The organism is Cellulomonas sp. P2_B4 (assembly GCF_056404795.1).
In genome coordinates this window covers 46,140-64,096 of sequence record NZ_JBFUDI010000004.1, presented here as the reverse complement: position 1 = coordinate 64,096, position 17,957 = coordinate 46,140, and the positions used below count along the sequence as shown (strand labels likewise).

Here is a 17,957-nt window from a genome sequence, read left to right as displayed (position 1 = left end):
CACAGTGCCCAGTCGGCTCTTCTCATCGCTGTCCCCCGGCTCCGAACGCAACCTCCTCGACACCCTCCGTGAGGAACGGGTCGGCGGCGCCCTCCTGCTGGCCGGCACCGTCCTCGCCCTCGTGTGGGCGAACGCGGCGCCGGAGAGCTACAGAACCGTCTCCGAGACCGTCGTCGGCCCAGCGGCGCTGCACCTCGACCTGTCGCTCGCCACCTGGGCGACCGACGGGCTGCTCGCGATCTTCTTCTTCGTCGTCGGACTCGAGCTCAAGCGCGAGATCGTCGCGGGCGAGCTGCGCCGGCTCCAGACGGCCATCGTCCCGATCGTGGCGGCCGTCGGCGGCATGCTGGTGCCGGCGGCGGTGTACCTGGCGATCAACCTCACCGCGGACGGTGGTGCCCCGAAGGGCTGGGCGGTGCCGACGGCGACGGACATCGCGTTCGCGGTCTCGGTGCTCGCCATCGTCGGACGCAGCCTGCCCAACGCCCTGCGCGCGTTCCTGCTGACCCTGGCCGTGGTCGACGACCTGCTCGCGATCATCGTCATCGGCGTCGTCTACACCGAGAGCGTGTCGCTGGTCTGGCTCGGGGTGGGCGCGGTCGTCGTGGTCCTGTTCTGGCTCGCGATCCGCCGGGGCTGGGTCAGCGGCTGGCTGCTCGTGCCCATGGGACTGGTCGCCTGGGCGGCCGTGCACGCGTCCGGCGTGCACGCGACGATCGCGGGTGTCGCGCTGGGACTGGTCGTGCCGGGCACCGTCGTGGCCACGCAGAAGGCGCTGCACCTGCCGGAGCCCCCGCGAGAGTCGCTCGCCGAACGCTGGGAGCACGCGTGGCGGCCGCTGTCCGCCGGCGTCGCGGTCCCGGTGTTCGCCGTCTTCGCCGCGGGCGTCACGCTCTCCGCCGGTTCGATCTCGGGCGCCTTCAGCGACCCCGTGGCGCAGGGCGTCGCACTCGGGCTCGTCGTGGGCAAGCCCCTCGGCATCCTGGGCGCCACCTTCCTGGTCGCACGGTTCACGCACGCCCAGCTGGCGCCGGGCCTCGGCTGGGGCGACGTCGGCGCGGTCGGCCTCCTGGGTGGCATCGGGTTCACGGTCTCGCTGCTCGTCGGCGAGCTCGCGTTCGGTCCCGGGAGCGAGAAGGACGAGCACGTCGTGGTCGCGATCATCATCGCGTCCGCCGTCGCCGCGGTCCTCGGCGCCCTCGCGCTCGTGCAACGCGACCGCTTCCACGCGCGCGCCGTTCCCGCGCCGGCGAGCGGGTAGGTTCGCACCGATGAGTACGGTCGACTCCGCAACGCTCCTGATCGACGGCCCCTGGGAGCACCGCTTCGTAGCCGCCAACGGAGCCCGGTTCCACGTGGCCCTCGCGGGTCCCGACGAGCGCGACGCTCCCCTCGTGGTGCTGCTGCACGGGATCCCGGAGTTCTGGTGGGCATGGCGCCACCAGCTGCCCGTCCTCGCCGACGCCGGGTACCGCGTGGCCGCGATGGACGTCCGGGGCACGGGCGGGTCCGACAAGCCTCCGGTCGGCTACGACGTCCCCACGCTCGCCGCGGACGTCGCCGGGGTCATCCAGTCGCTGGGCGCCGCGAACGCCGTCGTCGTCGGCACCGGGACGGGCGGCGAGATCGCCTGGGCCATGGCGGGCCTGCACCCGCGCCACACCCGCGCAGTCGCCGCCCTGGGCGCCCCGCACCCGCTCGACACCCGTGGCAGCCTGCGCGCCGCGATCCGCCCGGCCGCGGCCAAGCGGCTCGCCTTCATCCAGCTGCCCTCCTTCCCCGAGCACGCGCTCACGGAGGGCGACCTGGTCTCCCGCCTGCTGCACGAGTGGGGCGGCAGCCCCGGCTGGATCAGCGCCGACGACGAGGCGGTCTACCGCTCCGCGGCGCAGGTGCCGTTCGCGGCGCACAGCCAGATGGAGCAGCTGCGCTGGATCGTGCGCTCGATGCCTCGACCCGACGGCCGGCGCTACCACGCGGCCCTCGCCGGCACGCGACCGTTGCCGGTCCTGCAGATCCACGGCGGCCGCGACGGCATCCGTCCCGCCGCCCACGCCGCCCTGTCCAGCCAGACCGCTGCGCTCGTCGGTCCGGGCTACCGGTTCGAGCTGCTCTCGCAGGCGGGCCACTTCCTGCCCGAGGAAGCACCCGACCAGGTCAGCGACCTGCTGCTGGGCTGGCTGCGCGAGGTCGCCCCGAGCGGCTAGCCCTCCAGCGGCACCGCGGCCCTGTCCGCCCAGGTTGGCCGGACCGGCGTGGTCACCCCTTCAGCAGCGCCGCAGCCTTCACCGGATCCAGCTCCCCGATCCCCGCCGACGGGCACGACGACGCGATCGGGCAGGCGCCGCACGCGGGCTTGCGGGCGAAGCAGGTGCGCCGGCCGTGGAAGATCAGCCGGTGCGAGGCCATGGTCCAGTCGGCCCGCGGCAGCAGGTGGTTCAGCTCCTTCTCCACCACCAGCGGGTCGTCGCTCGCGGTGTACCCGAGGCGCTTCGAGAGCCGCATGACGTGCGTGTCCGTGGTGATCCCGGGGATGCCGAACGCGTTGCCGAGCACCACGTTCGCGGTCTTGCGGCCGACCCCGGGCAGCGTCACCAGGTCCTTCATCCGCGGTGGCACCTCGCCGCCGAACCGCTCCACCAGCGCCGCCGACAGGCCCATCACGGACTTCGTCTTGGCACGGAAGAACCCGGTCGGCTTGAGGATCTCCTCGACCTCCTCCGGGTTCGCCGCGGCCAGTGCGGCCGCGTCCGGATAGCGGGCGAACAACGTCGGTGTCGTGAGGTTCACGCGCACGTCCGTGGTCTGCGCGGAGAGCACGGTGGCGACCAGCAGCTCGAACGGCGACCTGAAGTCGAGCTCGCAGTGGGCGTCGGGGTAGCGCACCGCCAGCGCCCGGTCGATCCGACGGGCGCGACGGGTGCGGGCGAGGTCGGTCTCGGTCTGGGCGGCCAGGTCCGTCGGGTTCACCGTGGCAGCGTACGACCGACCGCCCACACGCACCGGGTGCGGCCGCAAAGTTCCGGCCGGATGCTCGATTCACCCGCGTGACCTGCGGCGTTGCTCCCTTGGAGTGATCTGTCGGCCACACCGTGCCCGCCTCCTCAAGGTGCCCCGCGATCAGGCCGAAACCAGACACGGAACCCCTGAGGAGGACCGCCTACATGATCCCTGCCGTGGAGCACCGGGTGCGTGATCTGCGCCTGGACCGCCGGGCGCTGCGCGCCGAGCACGCCCGCGTCACGTGGTGGCGGCGGCTGGTCCGCGCCAGGCTCGACCTCGCCGTCGCGCAGGCCGCACAGCCCCAGTCGCTCGGCGAGGACATGGCGTTCCAGCTGCCGCCGGAGGTCGGGGTCGAGGTTCCTCGGCCGGCCGTCCTGGCGGCCGTGCTGGGGGGATCGAACGAGTCCGAGAACCTGCGGATCGACGAGCTCCGGGCGTTGGACGAGCAGCTCGCGCGCTACGGAGAAGGCGTCGAGCAGGCCCTCGACCGGGCGACCGAACGGCTCATCTCCCGGCTCGCCCAGGAGCCCGGCGCGACACTGTCCGGCCTCGCGGAGCCGCTGAGCCGCGGTTGACCGCTCCGATGGGGCAGACTGAGCGTGGATCAGGCCGCTGACCAGCGGCCACCTATGTCTGCGTGGCGCCACGCCAGACCTGTGCAGGAGAGGTGAGGTGTCACCGTGGAGGACGACATCGTGCTCGCGGCCCCGTTGTTCGCCGGCCTGGAGCCGGAAGCATCCGAGGCGCTCGTCGCGACGATGAAGGCGATCGAGGTCGTCCGCGGCGACGCCCTCTTCCACGAGGGCGAGCCCGGGGACCGGCTCTACGTGGTCCGCGAGGGCAAGATCAAGCTGGGCCGACGATCGAACGACGGCCGCGAGAACCTGCTGGCCGTGCTCGGCCCGGGCGAGATGTTCGGCGAGCTGTCCCTGTTCGACCCCGGCCCCCGCACCGCGACCGCGACCGTCGTCGCCGACGCCGTGGTCCTCGAGCTCGGGCACGCCGACCTCATCCGCTGGCTGCACGACAAGCCCACGGTCGCCCAGCACCTCCTGCAGGCCCTGGCACGCCGGCTGCGCCGCACCAACGAGGCGCTCGCGGACCTCGTCTTCTCGGACGTCCCCGGCCGCGTCGCCAAGGCGCTGCTCGACCTGTCCACGCGCTTCGGCGAGCGGGTCGACGAGGGCATCCGCGTGGCGCACGACCTGACCCAGGAGGAGCTCGCACAGCTCGTCGGCGCCTCTCGCGAGACCGTGAACAAGGCGCTCGCCGACTTCGCCGCTCGCGGCTGGGTGCGTCGCGAGGGCCGTGCGGTCGTCCTGCTGGACGTCGACCGGCTCGAGCGCCGCGCCCGCTAGTCGTCCGTCACGCGTTCGCTCAGGCAGACGGCGCGAGCTCGACGACGATCTCCACCTCGACCGGTGAGTCGAGCGGCAGCACCGCCACCCCGACCGCCGAGCGCGCGTGGATGCCCGCGTCGCCGAGGACCTCGTGCAGGAGCAGGCTCGCCCCGTTGACGACGCCGGGCTGCCCGGTGAAGGACGGCTCGCTCGCGACGAACCCCACGACCTTGACCACGCGCACGATCGAGTCGAGGGCGTCGGCGCCACCACCCAGAAGGCCGGCGACCGCCGCGAGGGCGTTCAGGGCGCAGGTCCGGGCGTAGCCGGCGGCGTCCTCGGGACTCACGGAGCCGCCGACCTTGCCCGTCGCGGGCAGGGCACCGGCGACGAACGGCAGCTGCCCGGACGTGTAGACGTAGTCGCCCGAGCGGACGGCCGGCGCGTAGGCGGCGACCGGCGGGGCCACCACGGGCAGCTCAAGACCGAGCGCGGCAAGCCTCTCGGCGGCGCCCATCAGGACTCCTTGGGCCGCTTCAGGTAGGCGACCAGGCCGGCGTCCGGTCCCTGGATCACCTGGACGAGCTCCCAGCCGTCGGCACCCCACTGGTCGAGGATCGCCTTGGTGGCATGAATGATGAGCGGAATGGTCGCGTACTCCCACGTCGTAGCCATGCGCTCACCCTAGTGGTGGGTGTCTGGGCCGGGCAGCACGGGCTCGGCCAGGACGACGGGCTCAGCCCAGCAGCACGGGCTCCGAGCCGACGAGCTCCGCACGCCACGAGCGGACGTCGGGCCGACGACGCAGGAGCGCCCGACGCTCGCGCTCGGTCATACCGCCCCAGACGCCGAAGTCCATGCGGTTGTCGAGGGCGTCGGCGAGGCAGGCGAGCCGGACGGGGCACCCCGTGCAGATGGTGCGCGCCTCGCGTTGGGCTGCGCCCTCCACGAAGAGGGCATCGGGAGCCATCTTGCCGGTGCCGCACTCCGCGAGTGCGGTCCAGTGCGCGTCCGATACGAGTGTGGTCACTCAACCTCCCCTGCCTACCGAGGGGGCTGCACCGAAAGCGGCCACCGCACCCCTGTCCTGCCGGGAAACTAGCGGTACCGCGACCCTTCTGGCGAGCCTCCGAAGGGGTCGTTCCGGCTGTTGGACGCTTGAACATGTCCGGAAGTGGACACGATCGCGTGTTCCGTCACCCGTTCGTGTCAGATGTGACTCGGTGTGCTGGGCCGTGCCGATCGTTGTCTGAACGTGTCGGAACGCGTCCGACCGCCTTCGGCGTCCGGTCCGCCGAGCTCCCCATCGGCGGTAGCCCGCTTGTGTGGGTCCGGTGGAGGTCACGTCGACGCTCGATCATCCGGACCGGTGCTGAAGCGGCGCCTACTACCCTGACGGCATGCCGAACCCTGCGCGCTCGCGCGGCCGTCAGGTCAACGCCTTCCAGGCGTTGGCCCTCTTGCTGTCCTTCGTGCTCGTCGCCGGGGTCGGCGGAGTCCTCGCCGCGGGTCTCGCGCTGCCGGGCGTCGCGCTCGCCAACGGCGCCACCGACGTGACGGCGCAGGCGTTCGACGACCTGCCCACCGAGCTCGACCAGCCCGGTCTTCCGGAGAAGTCGGTCATCAAGGCCTCCGACGGGACGCTGCTCGCCGAGTTCTGGGACCAGAACCGCGTGGTGGTCCCCCTGGCCGAGATCTCGCCGATGCTGCAGCACGCCGTGATCGCCACCGAGGACAAGCGCTTCTACGAGCACGCCGGCGTCGACCCCGCGGGCATGCTCCGCGCGTTCATCCGGAACCAGGCCTCGACCGGCGGCCAGCAGGGCGCCTCGACGCTCACGCAGCAGTACGTCAAGAACGTGCTCATCGAGGCCGCGCTGGCCAAGGACGAGGGTCCTGAGCGGCAGGCAGCGCTCGAGGAGGCCCGCGGCACCGAGGGCAGCGAGGGCATCGCGCGCAAGCTGCGCGAGGCGAAGCTCGCCATCACGCTCGAGAAGCAGATGACGAAGGACCAGATCCTCGAGAAGTACCTGAACATCGCGCAGTTCGGCATCAAGGTCTACGGCGCCGAGTCGGCCGCGCAGTACTACTTCAGCAAGCCCGCCAAGGACCTGACCTACCTCGAGGCCGCGACGATCGCCGGCGTGACGCAGAGCCCGAGCAAGTGGGACCCGGTGAAGAACCCCGAGGCTGCACAGACGCGCCGGAACACCGTCCTGCGCCTCATGCGCGAGCAGGGCTACATCACCGACGCCGACTACACGGCGGGCATCGCCACCCCGCTCGCCGCCACGATGCACCCGCAGGAGCTCAAGCAGGGCTGCGCGGTGGCGAGCACGGTCATCGCCGGCTCGGGCTACTTCTGCGACTACGTCACCAAGGTCATCGTCAACGACCCGGCCTTCGGTGCGACGAAGGCCGAGCGCGCGGGGCGCCTGTACCGCGGCGGCCTGACCATCACGACGACGATCGACCCGCGGCTCCAGACGATCGCCGACGCCGAGGTCAAGGCGGGGATCCCTGTGCAGGACCCGAGCGGCGTCGCCAGCTCGATCGTCACCGTGCAGCCCGGCACCGGCGCCATCGTCTCGATGGCCCAGAACCGCGACTACTCCGCGGTCGGTGACCCCGCGGCCCGCACCGAGTCGGTCAACTTCAACACCGACTTCGCCTACGGCGCGTCCGGCGGGTTCGCCCCCGGCTCGACGTTCAAGCCGTTCACCCTGCTCGAGTGGCTCAAGCAGGGGCACAGCCTCTACGAGCAGGTCAACGGCTCGGTCCGCCCGCTGAACGAGAACATGTTCACCACCTGCGGCTCCAAGGGCCCGAACGTGCCCTGGAAGCCCGGCAACGCCGAGGGTGGCGCCGGCAACATGACCGTGCTGGACGCGACCAAGAACTCGGTCAACCTGGCCTACCTGACCATGGGCATGCAGCTCGACGTCTGCAACATCATGCAGGGCGCCACCGACCTGGGCATGCACCTGGCCAAGCCGCGCAAGGACGGGACCGTCACCCCGCAGGTGAACCCCTCGAACATCATCGGCACCGACTCGGTCGCGCCGTTGTCGATGGCCGCGGCGTTCGCCACGTTCGCGTCGGGCGGCGTCTACTGCACGCCGGTCGCGATCGTCAGCGTGGTCGACGCGGACGGCCAGCCGCTGCCCGTGCCGAGCGCCAACTGCCACCAGGCGATCGAGCCCAAGTACGCGAACACGATCAACTTCGCGCTGAGCAACGTCTGGAAGGGCACCGCCAAGTCGGTCGGCGCCCCGGACTTCCCCTCGGCGGGAAAGACGGGCACGACGAGCGAGAACGAGGAGACCTGGTTCGTCGGGTACACCCCGCTGCTCGCCACCGCCGTCTGGGTCGGATTCTCCAACGCCTTCACCCCGGTGCAGAACATCGTCATCAACGGCAAGTTCGTGAAGAACGCCTACGGCGCGACGATCGCTGCACCGACCTGGAAGCGGTACATGTCGCAGGCGCTCGCGGGCGCACCGAACCCGCCGTTCGCCGAGCCGGACCAGAAGCTCGTCTTCGGCGAGAAGATCCCGGTGCCGTCGGTGGTCGGCCGCTCCGAGGCCGACGCCAAGAAGATCCTCGAGGACGCCGGGTTCAACACCACGACCGCACCGGACCAGGTGCCGTCGACGGTCCCGGCCGGCTCCGTGGCCGCGCAGAACCCGTCCGGCACCGCGACCCGCGGCTCGGTCGTCACCCTGACGCTGTCGAACGGTCAGCCGCCTGCTCCGGACCCGAACGCGAACCCCAACCCGAATCCGGGCGACAACCGCGGCGGGAACGGCCCCGGCGGGAACGACAAGCCTGGCCCAGGGAAGCAGCCCTGATGTCGTCGGACGCCGGCCGGGCGCTCGCCCGCACGGCCGGCGGGCTGGCCGTCGCGGGCGCGGCGGCGCTCGCGTACGCGGCACTCGTCGAGGTGCGCTGGTACGCGCTGCGTGAGGTGACCGTGCCGGTGCTGCCCACGGGGCAGGAGCCGCTGCGCATCCTGCACCTCTCGGACCTGCACCTGGTGCCCGGTCAGAAGCGCAAGGTCGACTGGGTGCGCGACCTGGCGTCGCTGCAGCCGCACCTCGTCGTCGACACCGGCGACAACTGGTCCCACCTCGACGCGATGCCGGACCTGCTGCACGCCCTCGAGCCGCACCTCGCCGGCCCCGGCGCCTTCGTCTTCGGATCCAACGACTACGTCGCGCCGACGCCCAAGAACCCCGCGCGGTACCTGCTGCCGGACGCCCGGCGCCCGGCCGCCAAGCAAGCCGTCCCGCTGCCCTGGCGCGAGCTCGCGACCCGGTTCCGGTCCGCCGGCTGGGTCGACCTCACCAACCGCCGGGACGTGGTCAAGGCCGACGGACGCGTGCTCTCGCTCGTGGGCACCGACGACGCGCACCTGAACCTCGACCGCTACCCGCAGGCGGGCGGAGCCGACGATGCGCGCACCGGCCCGACCCCCGTCGACCTGCACCTCGGTGTCACGCACGCGCCGTACCGTCGCGTGCTCGACGCGATGCACGCCGACGACGTCGACCTGGCCATCGCCGGGCACACGCACGGCGGCCAGCTCGCGGTCCCGCTGTGGGGCGCCCTGGTGACCAACTGCGACCTCGACACCGGCCGCGCCAAGGGCCTGCACGGCTGGCCCGGTCCGCGTCCCGACCGCCCCGGCGGCGCGGGCTCGACGTGGATGCACGTCTCCGCCGGCCTCGGCACCTCGCCCTACGCACCCGTGCGGTTCGCGTGCCGGCCCGAGGCGACGCTGCTGACGCTCGTCGCCCCCTGACGCTCGCCATTCAGTTTCGTCGCAGGGGCTGTGCTCGTTCGCGGCCTGCGCCCGGCCCGGGTCTCAGCGAGCGCCTTTCAGTTTCGTCGCAGGGGCATCCGTCGGCTATCCTTGCCAGGCTCCACGGGGTGTGGCGCAGCTTGGTAGCGCGCTTCGTTCGGGACGAAGAGGTCGTGGGTTCGAATCCCGCCACCCCGACACTGTGGAGAAGGCCCCTGGCCAGCGGAGACGCTGACAGGGGCCTTTTGCACACTCGTGCCGCACGCCTCGCGGACCGCCGGAATCAGCCCCGTTCACCAGGGCCAGCTCGGTCCTCCGGCCGTGGCGTCGGTCCACAGCCAGGTGAATGCGTCAGACGGGTCGCAGGGTCGTCGGGCTAGCCGTCTGCGCGGACGGCGAAGTCGCCGTCCGACGTGACCTGTAGCGGTCCGCGATCGCTGCTCACCGTCATCGAGAACGAAGCGTCCGCGACATCGAAGGCAAGCTCGGCGCGGTCGTCACCAGCAGCCCACATCAGCCGTGCGCGTGCGCCCCGGACGTCCCAGGAGAACGTGCCATCGAAGGCTGCGTGCGCGGTGCGATGCCGGAGGGCTTCGAGCTGGGCACGCACCACAGGTCGCGCGAGGTCGAGGGCGACCTCATCCGGTGTGTAGTAGTGACGATTGACGTCTCGGCCGACCCCGGTCCGGCCGAGGAGGTCCAGGTCGTTCGTGCCGGCGAGCAACCCGACGTAGTAGACCTGCGGAGTGCCCGGCACGAACAGCTGGATCAGGCGGGCAAGCACGTAGCGCCGATCGTCTCGACCCAGGGCGTCGTAGAACGTGCAGTTGACCTGGTAGAGGTCCAGGTTCGACGCCGCTGCGCCGGTTGCCAGTCTCGACGTCCCGCCGCTGTTGGTATGGATTGCTTCGACGAGCGCATCGATCTGTTCGAGCCTGAGCAGACCAGCCTCGCCGGCTCGCAGGTCGGAGGGCCCCACGTCGACGATCCCGATGCCGTCGTGCGTGTCGAGCACGGTCACGGCGTTGGTCGGTCGGATCTGCAGCCAGTGATCCAGGGGAGCCAGGTCCCCGGCGGTCAGCGCGTGGAGCACCAGGGGCGGCAGAGCGAAGTCGTACACGAGATCCACCTTGCGAGCGATGTCGATCTGCTGCGTGTGGTGGCCGTGAACCTCGACCAGGACGGTCGCGCCGCGCGCGTGCGCCTGCCGGACGATCCTCTCGGTGTACTCGTCCGTGCTGGGCGTCATGAAGCAGTCCGTGCCAGCCTCCTTGCCCGTGTATCCGACGGCGTCGAGCCGGAGCTGGGTCACGCCGCCGGAGATGAGGGCGTCGACGACCGACTCCAGGTACTCCCAGGCTTCGCTCGTTCGGAGGTCGATGTCGACCTGATCCGCTGTGAAGGTCGTCCACACGAGACGTCGCTCGTCGCCGAGCTGCATCGCGGTGAAGGGCAGGCCGGGGCGCGGACGATAGATACGAGCAAGGTCGGCTTCGGTGGCGCCGTCAGGGAACACCGATGACAGCGTGAGGAACATGGGCGCCCACGGTGATGCCCCGCCGCGCTCGCGAACATCAAGGAACTGCGCGGACTGCGCGGAGACGTGGTTGACGATGACGTCAGCCATCACGGTCCGTTGCTCAGCGAGACGCCGTATGTCGTCCCACGTGCCCAACCGCGGGTCGACGACCGTGTGGTCGCGCGGGTCGAACCCCGCATCCACGCCGTCGTGCGGTGTGAAGAACGGCAGGACGTGCACTCCGCTGAAGACTCCGGCGAGGGGTCCGTCGAGAAGGTCGGCGAGGCCGGAGACCGTGCCCGCGAGCCGGTCGGCATACGCGATCAGTTGAGGACCGTGGCTGTTCACAGAGTGACTCCGTCGAAGGAAGTGCTGCATGGGGTCGGATCAGCGGCGCAGCAGGCGCGCCGAGGTTCAGGCGGAGCGGTGCAGGAGCCGGTCGAGCCAGCTCGCACGGGCGGCTCGAGCGGCGCGCGACAGCCGCGCACGTGGCGCGAGCCCATCGAACCCGTGGTAGGCGCCCGGCCACACGTGCAGCTCAGCATCGCCGCCCTCCGCCCAGATGCGGGCGGCGTACGCGACGCACTCGTCACGGAACGTCTCCGCCGAGCCGACGTCGACGAATGCCGGCGGTAGGTCCCGCAGACTGGCCGTCCGTGCTGCGGATGCGTAGCCCGGGGTGTCCGGACCGCCCGCCTTCGCGCCGAGGTAGGCCCCCCATCCGGTGGCGTTGGCGATCCGGTCCCACGACCCCGTGCCCGCCATCTGATGGCCAGAGGCGCTGTCGTTGCGATCGTCGAGCATGGGGTAGATCAGCAGCTGCCCCAAGATGGGCGGCCCGCCTCGGTCGCGGGCGAGTATGGCGAGCGCAGCCGCCAGTCCTCCGCCGGCGCTGACTCCTGTGACGACGATGCGGTCGGGGTCGAGACCGAGCTGACTCGCCTGGCGAAGGAGCCAGTCGAGTGCGGCGTACGCGTCCTCGATGGCCGCCGGGTAGGGGTGTTCGGGCGCCAGTCGGTAGTCGACAGAGGCGACTGCCCAGCCGGGAGCGACGTCCACAGCCATGTCGATGTTGTCGCGGACGTCGCCGGCGACGAGGCCGCCTCCGTGCAGGTGCAGGAGAACTGGCACTGGACCCGTGGGGCGCTCGGGTCGGACCAGGACGATGCGGACGTCTCCCGCTGACCTGGGCGCGCGATGCTCGCTCACGGTGCAGTGGGCATGCGCAGCGACAGTGGCCAGGTCGGGCACGGTCGCTCTGGCGCGCAGGTCCTCGATCTCGTCGGGCGCGAGCGACGTCACCACGTTGTCCGCCTGGGAGACGAGCTCCGCCGCGATCTCTCGGTCGAAGAGCGGCCGGGCGTGTTCGAGATCGGTCACCCCTTCACCGAGCCTTGGAGCAGCGCGGCGACGAACTGTCGCTGGAAGACCAGGAAGATGATGAGTGTCGGCGTCAGGATGAGGAGCGAGCCAGCACAGAGCAGGGGGATGTCGGTCCCGTACTGGCCCTGGAACGCGCCGAGAGCTCCGGCCATCGTCCGCTTCAAGGGGTCGTCGACGAGCACCACGGCAAGGAGGAACTGGTTCCACGTCCACAGGAACATCAGGATGCCGAGCGAGGAGAGCGCCGGGATGGAAAGGGGGACGTGGATCCGCCAGAAGAGCTTCCACGTCGAGGCACCGTCGATGCTTGCCGCTTCGGAGAGCTCGTGAGGCATGTTGATGAAGTGGGCCCGCATCCAGAACACGGCGAACGGCATGTACAGGCCGATGAGCGGCAAGATGATCGCCCAGCGGGTGTTGAGCAGGCCCATGTCGCGGATCGAGTTGTAGAGCGGCACGATGATGCCCTCGAACGGCAGCGTCAGGCCCAGGAGGAACGCGAGGAAGATCCAGCGACCGCCGGGCGGGTTCAGGTGCCCGAGCGCGAAGCCCGCGAGTGTTCCGATCAGGAGCGCGATGGGCACGACGCCGAGCTCGATGAGGAAGCTCGACACCAGGAGCTGCCACATGTGCGCCGACTGGAAGGCCGTCACGAAGTTCGACCAGTGCGGCGTTTCCGGCCACGACAGCCCCGCCGGATACGTTCCCGCTTCGTGCAGTGCCGTGAAGAACAGGCTGACGAACGGCATGACTGTCACGAGCATGAGGAGGACGAGCAGGATGCGTCCGATCCATCGCTCGCGGGCTGAGACGATCATGACTTGTCGCTCCTGGTCAGACGCTGTACGGGCAGAACGACGACGAGGACGAGGACCATGAGCACCACGGCGAGCGCGGAGGCAGTACCGATCTCTCGCTGGAAGAACGCGAGGTAGTAGATCTCGAGCCCAGGCACGAGCGTGCTGTTGCCTGGTCCGCCTTGCGTCGAGATGTAGATGATGTCGAAGCTCGCCAGGGCCGCGATGATCGTCACGGTGAGGCACACGCCGACCTCTTGGCGAAGGCTCGGCAAGGTGATCGAGAAGAACTCCCGGAGCGCCCCCGCGCCGTCGATGCGGGCCGCCTCATAGAGCGACGGATCGATCTTCGTCATCCCTGCCAGCAGCAGGAGCATGCACAGCCCGAACAGCACCCATGCCCCGATGACGCCGACCGCGGGCAGCGCGGTGTCGAAGTCACCGAGCCAGGCCTTGGTGACCGAGCCGAGTCCGATCAGGCGCAAGAACTGGTTGACCAGACCGTTCGTCGACAGCATCCAGCTCCACATGATGCCGGCGGCGACCAGCGGGATGATCTGGGGCAGGAACAGGACGGTGCGCGATCCCACGGCCAGAGGACTGGTGGCGAACTTGCGGATGGTGGCAGCCGTGGCCAGGCCCAGTGCCACCGGGATGAAGCTGAAGAAGATGATCAGCTCGAAGGCGTTGACGATCGAGCCGCCCAGCTCCGGGTCTTGGAAGACCCTGACGTAGTTGTCGAGTCCGACCCACGTCGCCGCAGTCACGCCGTTCCACTTGTAGAACGAGTACTGGACGGTCAGAGCGATCGACCTGAGGACGAATACTGCGTAGAACAACGCCGCGGGCAGCACGAGGGCCAGAGCAAGCCACCCGCGACGCAGGCGCCGCGCGCGCAGCGCGCGGCGCCTGCCTTCGGAGGACGACGAGTCCTCGTGCGATACCCCGCGGCTCGCCGGCCCTGGCCGGACCAGCCGCTGGTCGGTCATGTCAGCTACCCAGCTCGCTCTCGTAGTCCTTCTGGACGGCGGGCAGGAGCTCTTGCGGCGTGATCTCGCCCGCGACCAGCTTCTGCAGGTTCGGCGTCCAGCTCTTGGCGTAGATCGAGCCCGTGGCGTTGGCGATGAAGTCCATCGCCCCGTTGTCCTCGCTGACCTTCGAGCCGGCGGCGAGAGTCTGCGCGGTCACCGTGTTGGGGTCGACATCCGGCATGAAAGCGTCCGGCGCACCCATCGGCCGAGATCCACCCACCTGGACACCGATCGTCCGGGCCTCTTCGTTGGTCGCCGTCCAGTTGAGGAAGAACGCCGCACAGTCCGGGTGCTCGGCCTTCGCGGAGACGCCGTAGGTGAGCGGAGCAGACATCGCAGCCTGCGGCCCACCCTCCGTCGCGGACGGCATCAGGAAGAAGCCGGCGTTGCCCGGCATCTGCTTGTCGAGGTTGCCCGACTCCCAGTCGCCATCAAAGATGAACAGGCTCTGACCACCGATGAAGCGGCTCATCATCGTGGCGTAGTCGAGGGAGTTGATGTCCTCAGCGAAATAGCCAGCCTTGATCCACGTGTCGAGGTGCTCGGCGGCCTGCTGGTTGGTGTCCGTGTCGATCGTGGCGTCCGACTTCTGGAAGATCCAGTCGTTGATCGGTGCGGGGTCGCCGTAAGCCGCCATGAGGTTCTGCAGCGGGAACGCGAGACCCCCGGTCGCGCCGCCGTTGAACTGGGCGATCGGAGTGATGCCGGCGTCCTTGGCCTTCTGCAGGTAGGAGTCCAGCTCCTCGAGGCTCGTCGGAGCGCTCGTCATACCGATCTGCTCGGCAAGCTGCTTGTTGTAGAAGACGCCTGTGACGGAGGAGTTCAGTCCCATCGCGTAGAGCGGTCCGTCCCCGCGCTGGCCGTCTTCGTCGACACGCATCTGCACCAGCTGCGAAGCGGGCCACTTGTCCCAACCGAACGCCGCCGCGTACGGGTCCATGTTGTAGAGAAGTCCGTCCTTGGCAAGCTCGGACATCTGCGGCAGGCGCATGAGGTCCGGCGGGTCATCCACCAGGACTCGCGGAGCATTCTGCGTGATGACGGCGAACTGGTCCTCGCGGACGTCGAAGGTCACGTTCGGGTACTGCTTCGTGAACTCGTCGAACAGCGCCTTCGGCAGCGGGAATCCGGTCTCGATGTACGCCTTGAGCTCGACGGGGTCCGTGCCGCAGGTCGGGGCGGCGCCGCTGGCGCTGGTGCTCCGGGCAGTGGGGTTCGAGTCGGAACTGTCGGTGCCGGGCGCACTGCATGCGGCCGCGGCCATGACGCTCGCGAGGCACAGCGCCGCAGCGGCTGTCGCGCGACGGGTCCTCTTCCTGGTTCGAGACAACGGTGTCTCCCTTTCATCGAAGCGCGTCCGGGTGGGGAGGCCGGATCGGTTGCTAAATCGGCTTAGCACGACCGATACTCGCTATGCGAGACCAGTGCTGTCAAGCACGCTCCGGTTACAGATCGATTACGCCCAGGCAGTTCGGCCGGGGTTGCGCATCGACGCGCAGAGGGGTCGTCCGTCTAGGATCCAAGCTGGCAGAAGGAGTCATGTGGGTCGTAGTCGAGTGACGTTGGCAGACGTCGCCCGTGCAGCGGGCGTGTCATCCACGACCGCTTCGTTGGTCCTGTCCGGCCGCGGTGACGAGCTGAGGATCTCCCAGATCGTCCAGGAGCGCGTCCGCGCCGCCGCCGTGGACCTGTCGTACCGACCGAACATCGTCTCGGTCGGGCTGCGGAAGGGTAAGACGCGCACCCTCGGACTCGTGTCTGACACTGTGGCGACGTCCCAGCTCGCGGGAGACATGATCAAGGGGGCGATCGAGGCCGCCCGGGACCACGGCTTCATGCTGTTCATCGGCGAGACCGAGGGCGACGACGAGACCGAGGCCGCGCTGCTCGACGCGATGCACGACAGGCAGGTCGACGGCATCATCCTGACCTCGATGTTCACGCGCACACGACAGGTGCCCGCCGTTCTCGACCGCGTGCCGACCGTGCTGCTCAACACCCTGTCGCGAGACACGACGGTCGCCCCGGCGGTCGTGCCCGACGAGATCGAGGCGGGGCGGGCCGCCGCCAGGCTCTTGATCGAGGCGGGCCACCGCGAGATTCACCTCATCGGTGCTGGCCCCGAGCGCGACGACATCCCGCCCACCACGGTCGCGGGGGCAGAACGACTCGCTGGGATCCGCGAGGCGCTCGAGGCTGCCGGACTGGAGCCGGCGTCCGGCCATCTCTGCGAGGACTGGCTGCCACCGTACGGCTGGAAGGCAGCGCGCGACCTGCTCGAGAAGCATCCTCGGCCGGGCTCGATCATCTGCTTCAACGACCGCCTCGCCTTCGGCACCTACCAGGCGCTGCACGAGGCCGGGCTGGCGATCCCCCATGACGTTTCCGTCGTCTCGTTCGACGACTATCCCCTGGCGGAGTGGCTCCGGCCCGGGCTGTCGTCGTTCGCCATCCCCCACGAGCAGCTGGGACGCCGCGCGGTGGAGCTTCTGATCGAGATCGTGCACAACGGCGTCGGCGTCGAGAACGGACGCGTGTACCGGTATCCCCTGCCCTTGCATGCCAGGGAGTCCGTAGCGCCGGCCAACAGCCCGGGCGCCGAGATCTTCGGTGACCGGTCGCGCGATGCTGCCCCGAGCACCACGTCGCGCACCTAGGGCACAGACCGATCGACGCTCGCGTAGCTACGACCACGTCACCGCATGTTCGGTCAGGGGCGCGTCCGGGAGGATCAGCTCGGTGAATGTGGTGACCCCGTCGACAAAGATCTCGAGGATGCTTGCGTCCACCACGATCCGCAGGTTGGTCACGTCTCGCGAGTGAAGTGGCCCGACCGCGACGGAGGAGAAGTGCTCGCCGAGGGCCGGCCCACAACGCGAGCGATCGACCGTGACGGTGCCCGCCTCGCGGTCGACGTTCACCTCGACCTCCGACGAGCCCGCGTCGGCCGCGGTGTGCAGGCGCACCCGGCCGCTGGCCCGGAGGTTCAGCACATGCTCGACGACGTCGTGTCCGTCAGGCAGGACAGGGGCCTGGTGCAGGACGAGATCCCCGTGTGGACCACGCACCAGCTCGAGGATCCGGGCGAGGCTCATGGCTGAGCGCCACGGATGGGTCGGTACCCGTTCGGCGTACTCCCACGAGCTCGCCCAGCCGATCGTGATCGCCGCACCGCCCGGTGCATGGTTGAACGACACCGCGGCGTAGTAGTCGTGTCCATGGTCCAGCCAAGCCGCGTCGGGCCGGGTCGGGGAGAAGGTATGGCCATCGAACTCACCCACGAAGAACTGGGTGCCCGACCCGCCCGTCGCGCCGCCCGGGCTCAGGCTGATGATCATCACCCATGCGCACGCGTCCTCGTCGCGGACCGGCACACGAACCAGGTCCGGACACTCCCAGATGCCTCCGACGTTGCCGATCGGCCCGAAGGTGGAAGCGCGGGCCCACGTGCGCAGGTCGGGCGACGTGTAGACGCCGACGCGGTGGTCGTGCGGCTCGGCGACGATCATCACCCAATGTCCGTCGTCGCCGCCGAACCAGAAGACCTTGGGATCGCGAAAGTTGGCCAGGTGCTCGTCGAGCACCGGGTTGTGGGCGTGCCGTTCGAAGGTGTAGCCGCCGTCCACGCTCACCGCGAGCGACTGCGCCTGAACCCCCTCGCGCGGCGAGCCTGGTCTGTAGCTGCTCGTATAGACGGCGACGATCGCGCCAGCACCGAATCCTGCGGTGTTGCGCACGTCAACCACGGCGCTGCCGGAGAAGACCATCTCGTCGGCTGTGGCCGGGATCGCGATCGGCTGGGCCGTCCAGGTCAGCAGGTCGGGAGAAGTCGCGTGCCCCCAGGCGATGTCTCCCCATCGGTCCCCGGTCGGGTTGTTCTGGAAGTAGAGGTGATACACGCCGTTGTGAAACACGAGCCCGTTCGGGTCGTTGAGCCACGTGTCGACAGCGGTGAAGTGGACGTGAGGTCGCCAGAGCGGGGTCGCCTGCCTGGCGCCCGTGTCGATCTGAGCCATGCGAGGCAGTCTGACAGTCGGATGCGGTGCTCGAGCGAGCCGACCGACCCCGATGCGCACGTGG

General features: G+C 69.8%; 17 protein-coding genes and 1 tRNA gene. 8 read left to right on the top strand and 10 right to left on the bottom strand.

Annotation, left to right across the window (positions count from 1 at the left end):
• The first annotated feature begins 4 nt into the window (after positions 1–4).
• Both nhaA and AC1DZC_RS08145 read left to right on the top strand, forming a co-directional pair.
• Complete coding sequence (gene nhaA / locus AC1DZC_RS08150; RefSeq protein WP_477042894.1) at positions 5–1,261, top strand: Na+/H+ antiporter NhaA; 1,257 nt, start codon at positions 5–7, stop codon at positions 1,259–1,261.
• A gap of 10 nt (positions 1,262–1,271) precedes the next feature.
• On the top strand, positions 1,272–2,207 hold the full coding sequence (locus AC1DZC_RS08145) for an alpha/beta fold hydrolase (RefSeq protein WP_477042893.1): 936 nt from the start codon (positions 1,272–1,274) through the stop codon (positions 2,205–2,207).
• Positions 2,208–2,259: 52 nt separating this feature from the next.
• On the opposite strand, the gene nth is transcribed toward AC1DZC_RS08145, so the two are convergent.
• Complete coding sequence (gene nth, locus AC1DZC_RS08140) at positions 2,260–2,970, bottom strand: endonuclease III (protein WP_477042892.1); 711 nt, start codon at positions 2,968–2,970, stop codon at positions 2,260–2,262.
• A gap of 194 nt (positions 2,971–3,164) precedes the next feature.
• Between nth and AC1DZC_RS08135 the strand changes: the two genes are divergently transcribed.
• Both AC1DZC_RS08135 and AC1DZC_RS08130 read left to right on the top strand, forming a co-directional pair.
• Positions 3,165–3,578 (top strand): hypothetical protein, encoded by a 414-nt coding sequence (locus tag AC1DZC_RS08135; protein WP_477038477.1) that lies wholly within the window; start codon positions 3,165–3,167, stop codon positions 3,576–3,578.
• A gap of 105 nt (positions 3,579–3,683) precedes the next feature.
• Positions 3,684–4,361, top strand: coding sequence for a Crp/Fnr family transcriptional regulator (locus AC1DZC_RS08130; RefSeq protein WP_477038478.1), 678 nt, complete (start codon positions 3,684–3,686; stop codon positions 4,359–4,361).
• A 19-nt stretch (positions 4,362–4,380) separates the two neighbouring features.
• Here AC1DZC_RS08130 and AC1DZC_RS08125 read toward each other — a convergent pair whose 3' ends face one another.
• The 3 genes from AC1DZC_RS08125 to AC1DZC_RS08115 all read right to left on the bottom strand — a co-directional run bounded on the left by AC1DZC_RS08125 (position 4,381) and on the right by AC1DZC_RS08115 (position 5,373).
• Positions 4,381–4,860, bottom strand: coding sequence for a RidA family protein (locus AC1DZC_RS08125; protein ID WP_477042891.1), 480 nt, complete (start codon positions 4,858–4,860; stop codon positions 4,381–4,383).
• Complete coding sequence (locus AC1DZC_RS08120) at positions 4,860–5,018, bottom strand: DUF4177 domain-containing protein (RefSeq protein ID WP_146847999.1); 159 nt, start codon at positions 5,016–5,018, stop codon at positions 4,860–4,862. The genes AC1DZC_RS08125 and AC1DZC_RS08120 overlap by 1 nt, the downstream gene beginning before the upstream one ends.
• Positions 5,019–5,079: 61 nt before the next feature.
• Positions 5,080–5,373, bottom strand: coding sequence for a WhiB family transcriptional regulator (locus tag AC1DZC_RS08115; RefSeq protein WP_477042890.1), 294 nt, complete (start codon positions 5,371–5,373; stop codon positions 5,080–5,082).
• Positions 5,374–5,743: 370 nt separating this feature from the next.
• Here AC1DZC_RS08115 and AC1DZC_RS08110 point away from each other — a divergent pair, with 370 nt between their 5' ends.
• The 3 genes from AC1DZC_RS08110 to AC1DZC_RS08100 all read left to right on the top strand — a co-directional run bounded on the left by AC1DZC_RS08110 (position 5,744) and on the right by AC1DZC_RS08100 (position 9,345).
• Complete coding sequence (locus tag AC1DZC_RS08110) at positions 5,744–8,194, top strand: penicillin-binding protein (RefSeq protein ID WP_477042889.1); 2,451 nt, start codon at positions 5,744–5,746, stop codon at positions 8,192–8,194.
• Positions 8,194–9,147 (top strand): metallophosphoesterase, encoded by a 954-nt coding sequence (locus tag AC1DZC_RS08105; protein ID WP_477038482.1) that lies wholly within the window; start codon positions 8,194–8,196, stop codon positions 9,145–9,147. Before AC1DZC_RS08110 ends, AC1DZC_RS08105 begins: the two co-directional genes overlap by 1 nt.
• A gap of 124 nt (positions 9,148–9,271) precedes the next feature.
• Positions 9,272–9,345 (top strand) — tRNA-Pro (locus AC1DZC_RS08100).
• A 178-nt stretch (positions 9,346–9,523) separates the two neighbouring features.
• Here AC1DZC_RS08100 and gtfA read toward each other — a convergent pair.
• From gtfA to AC1DZC_RS08075, 5 genes are all read right to left on the bottom strand, one after another.
• Positions 9,524–11,014 (bottom strand): sucrose phosphorylase, encoded by a 1,491-nt coding sequence (gene gtfA / locus AC1DZC_RS08095; RefSeq protein ID WP_477042888.1) that lies wholly within the window; start codon positions 11,012–11,014, stop codon positions 9,524–9,526.
• Positions 11,015–11,080: 66 nt separating this feature from the next.
• Positions 11,081–12,046, bottom strand: coding sequence for an alpha/beta hydrolase (locus AC1DZC_RS08090; protein ID WP_477042887.1), 966 nt, complete (start codon positions 12,044–12,046; stop codon positions 11,081–11,083).
• On the bottom strand, positions 12,043–12,867 hold the full coding sequence (locus AC1DZC_RS08085) for a carbohydrate ABC transporter permease (protein WP_477038485.1): 825 nt from the start codon (positions 12,865–12,867) through the stop codon (positions 12,043–12,045). Before AC1DZC_RS08085 ends, AC1DZC_RS08090 begins: the two co-directional genes overlap by 4 nt.
• Positions 12,864–13,835, bottom strand: coding sequence for a carbohydrate ABC transporter permease (locus AC1DZC_RS08080; RefSeq protein ID WP_477042886.1), 972 nt, complete (start codon positions 13,833–13,835; stop codon positions 12,864–12,866). Before AC1DZC_RS08080 ends, AC1DZC_RS08085 begins: the two co-directional genes overlap by 4 nt.
• A 1-nt stretch (position 13,836) precedes the next feature.
• Positions 13,837–15,207, bottom strand: a complete 1,371-nt coding sequence (locus tag AC1DZC_RS08075; RefSeq protein ID WP_477042885.1) for an ABC transporter substrate-binding protein — start codon at positions 15,205–15,207, stop codon at positions 13,837–13,839.
• A 94-nt stretch (positions 15,208–15,301) separates the two neighbouring features.
• On the opposite strand from AC1DZC_RS08075, the gene AC1DZC_RS08070 reads away from it, so the two are divergent.
• On the top strand, positions 15,302–16,534 hold the full coding sequence (locus AC1DZC_RS08070) for a LacI family DNA-binding transcriptional regulator (RefSeq protein WP_477042884.1): 1,233 nt from the start codon (positions 15,302–15,304) through the stop codon (positions 16,532–16,534).
• Between the two features lie 27 nt (positions 16,535–16,561).
• Here the strand turns inward: AC1DZC_RS08070 and AC1DZC_RS08065 are convergent, their stop codons facing one another.
• Entirely contained in the window at positions 16,562–17,953 is a 1,392-nt protein-coding gene (locus AC1DZC_RS08065; protein WP_477042883.1) for a glycoside hydrolase family 32 protein, read from the bottom strand.
• Positions 17,954–17,957 lie beyond the last annotated feature (4 nt).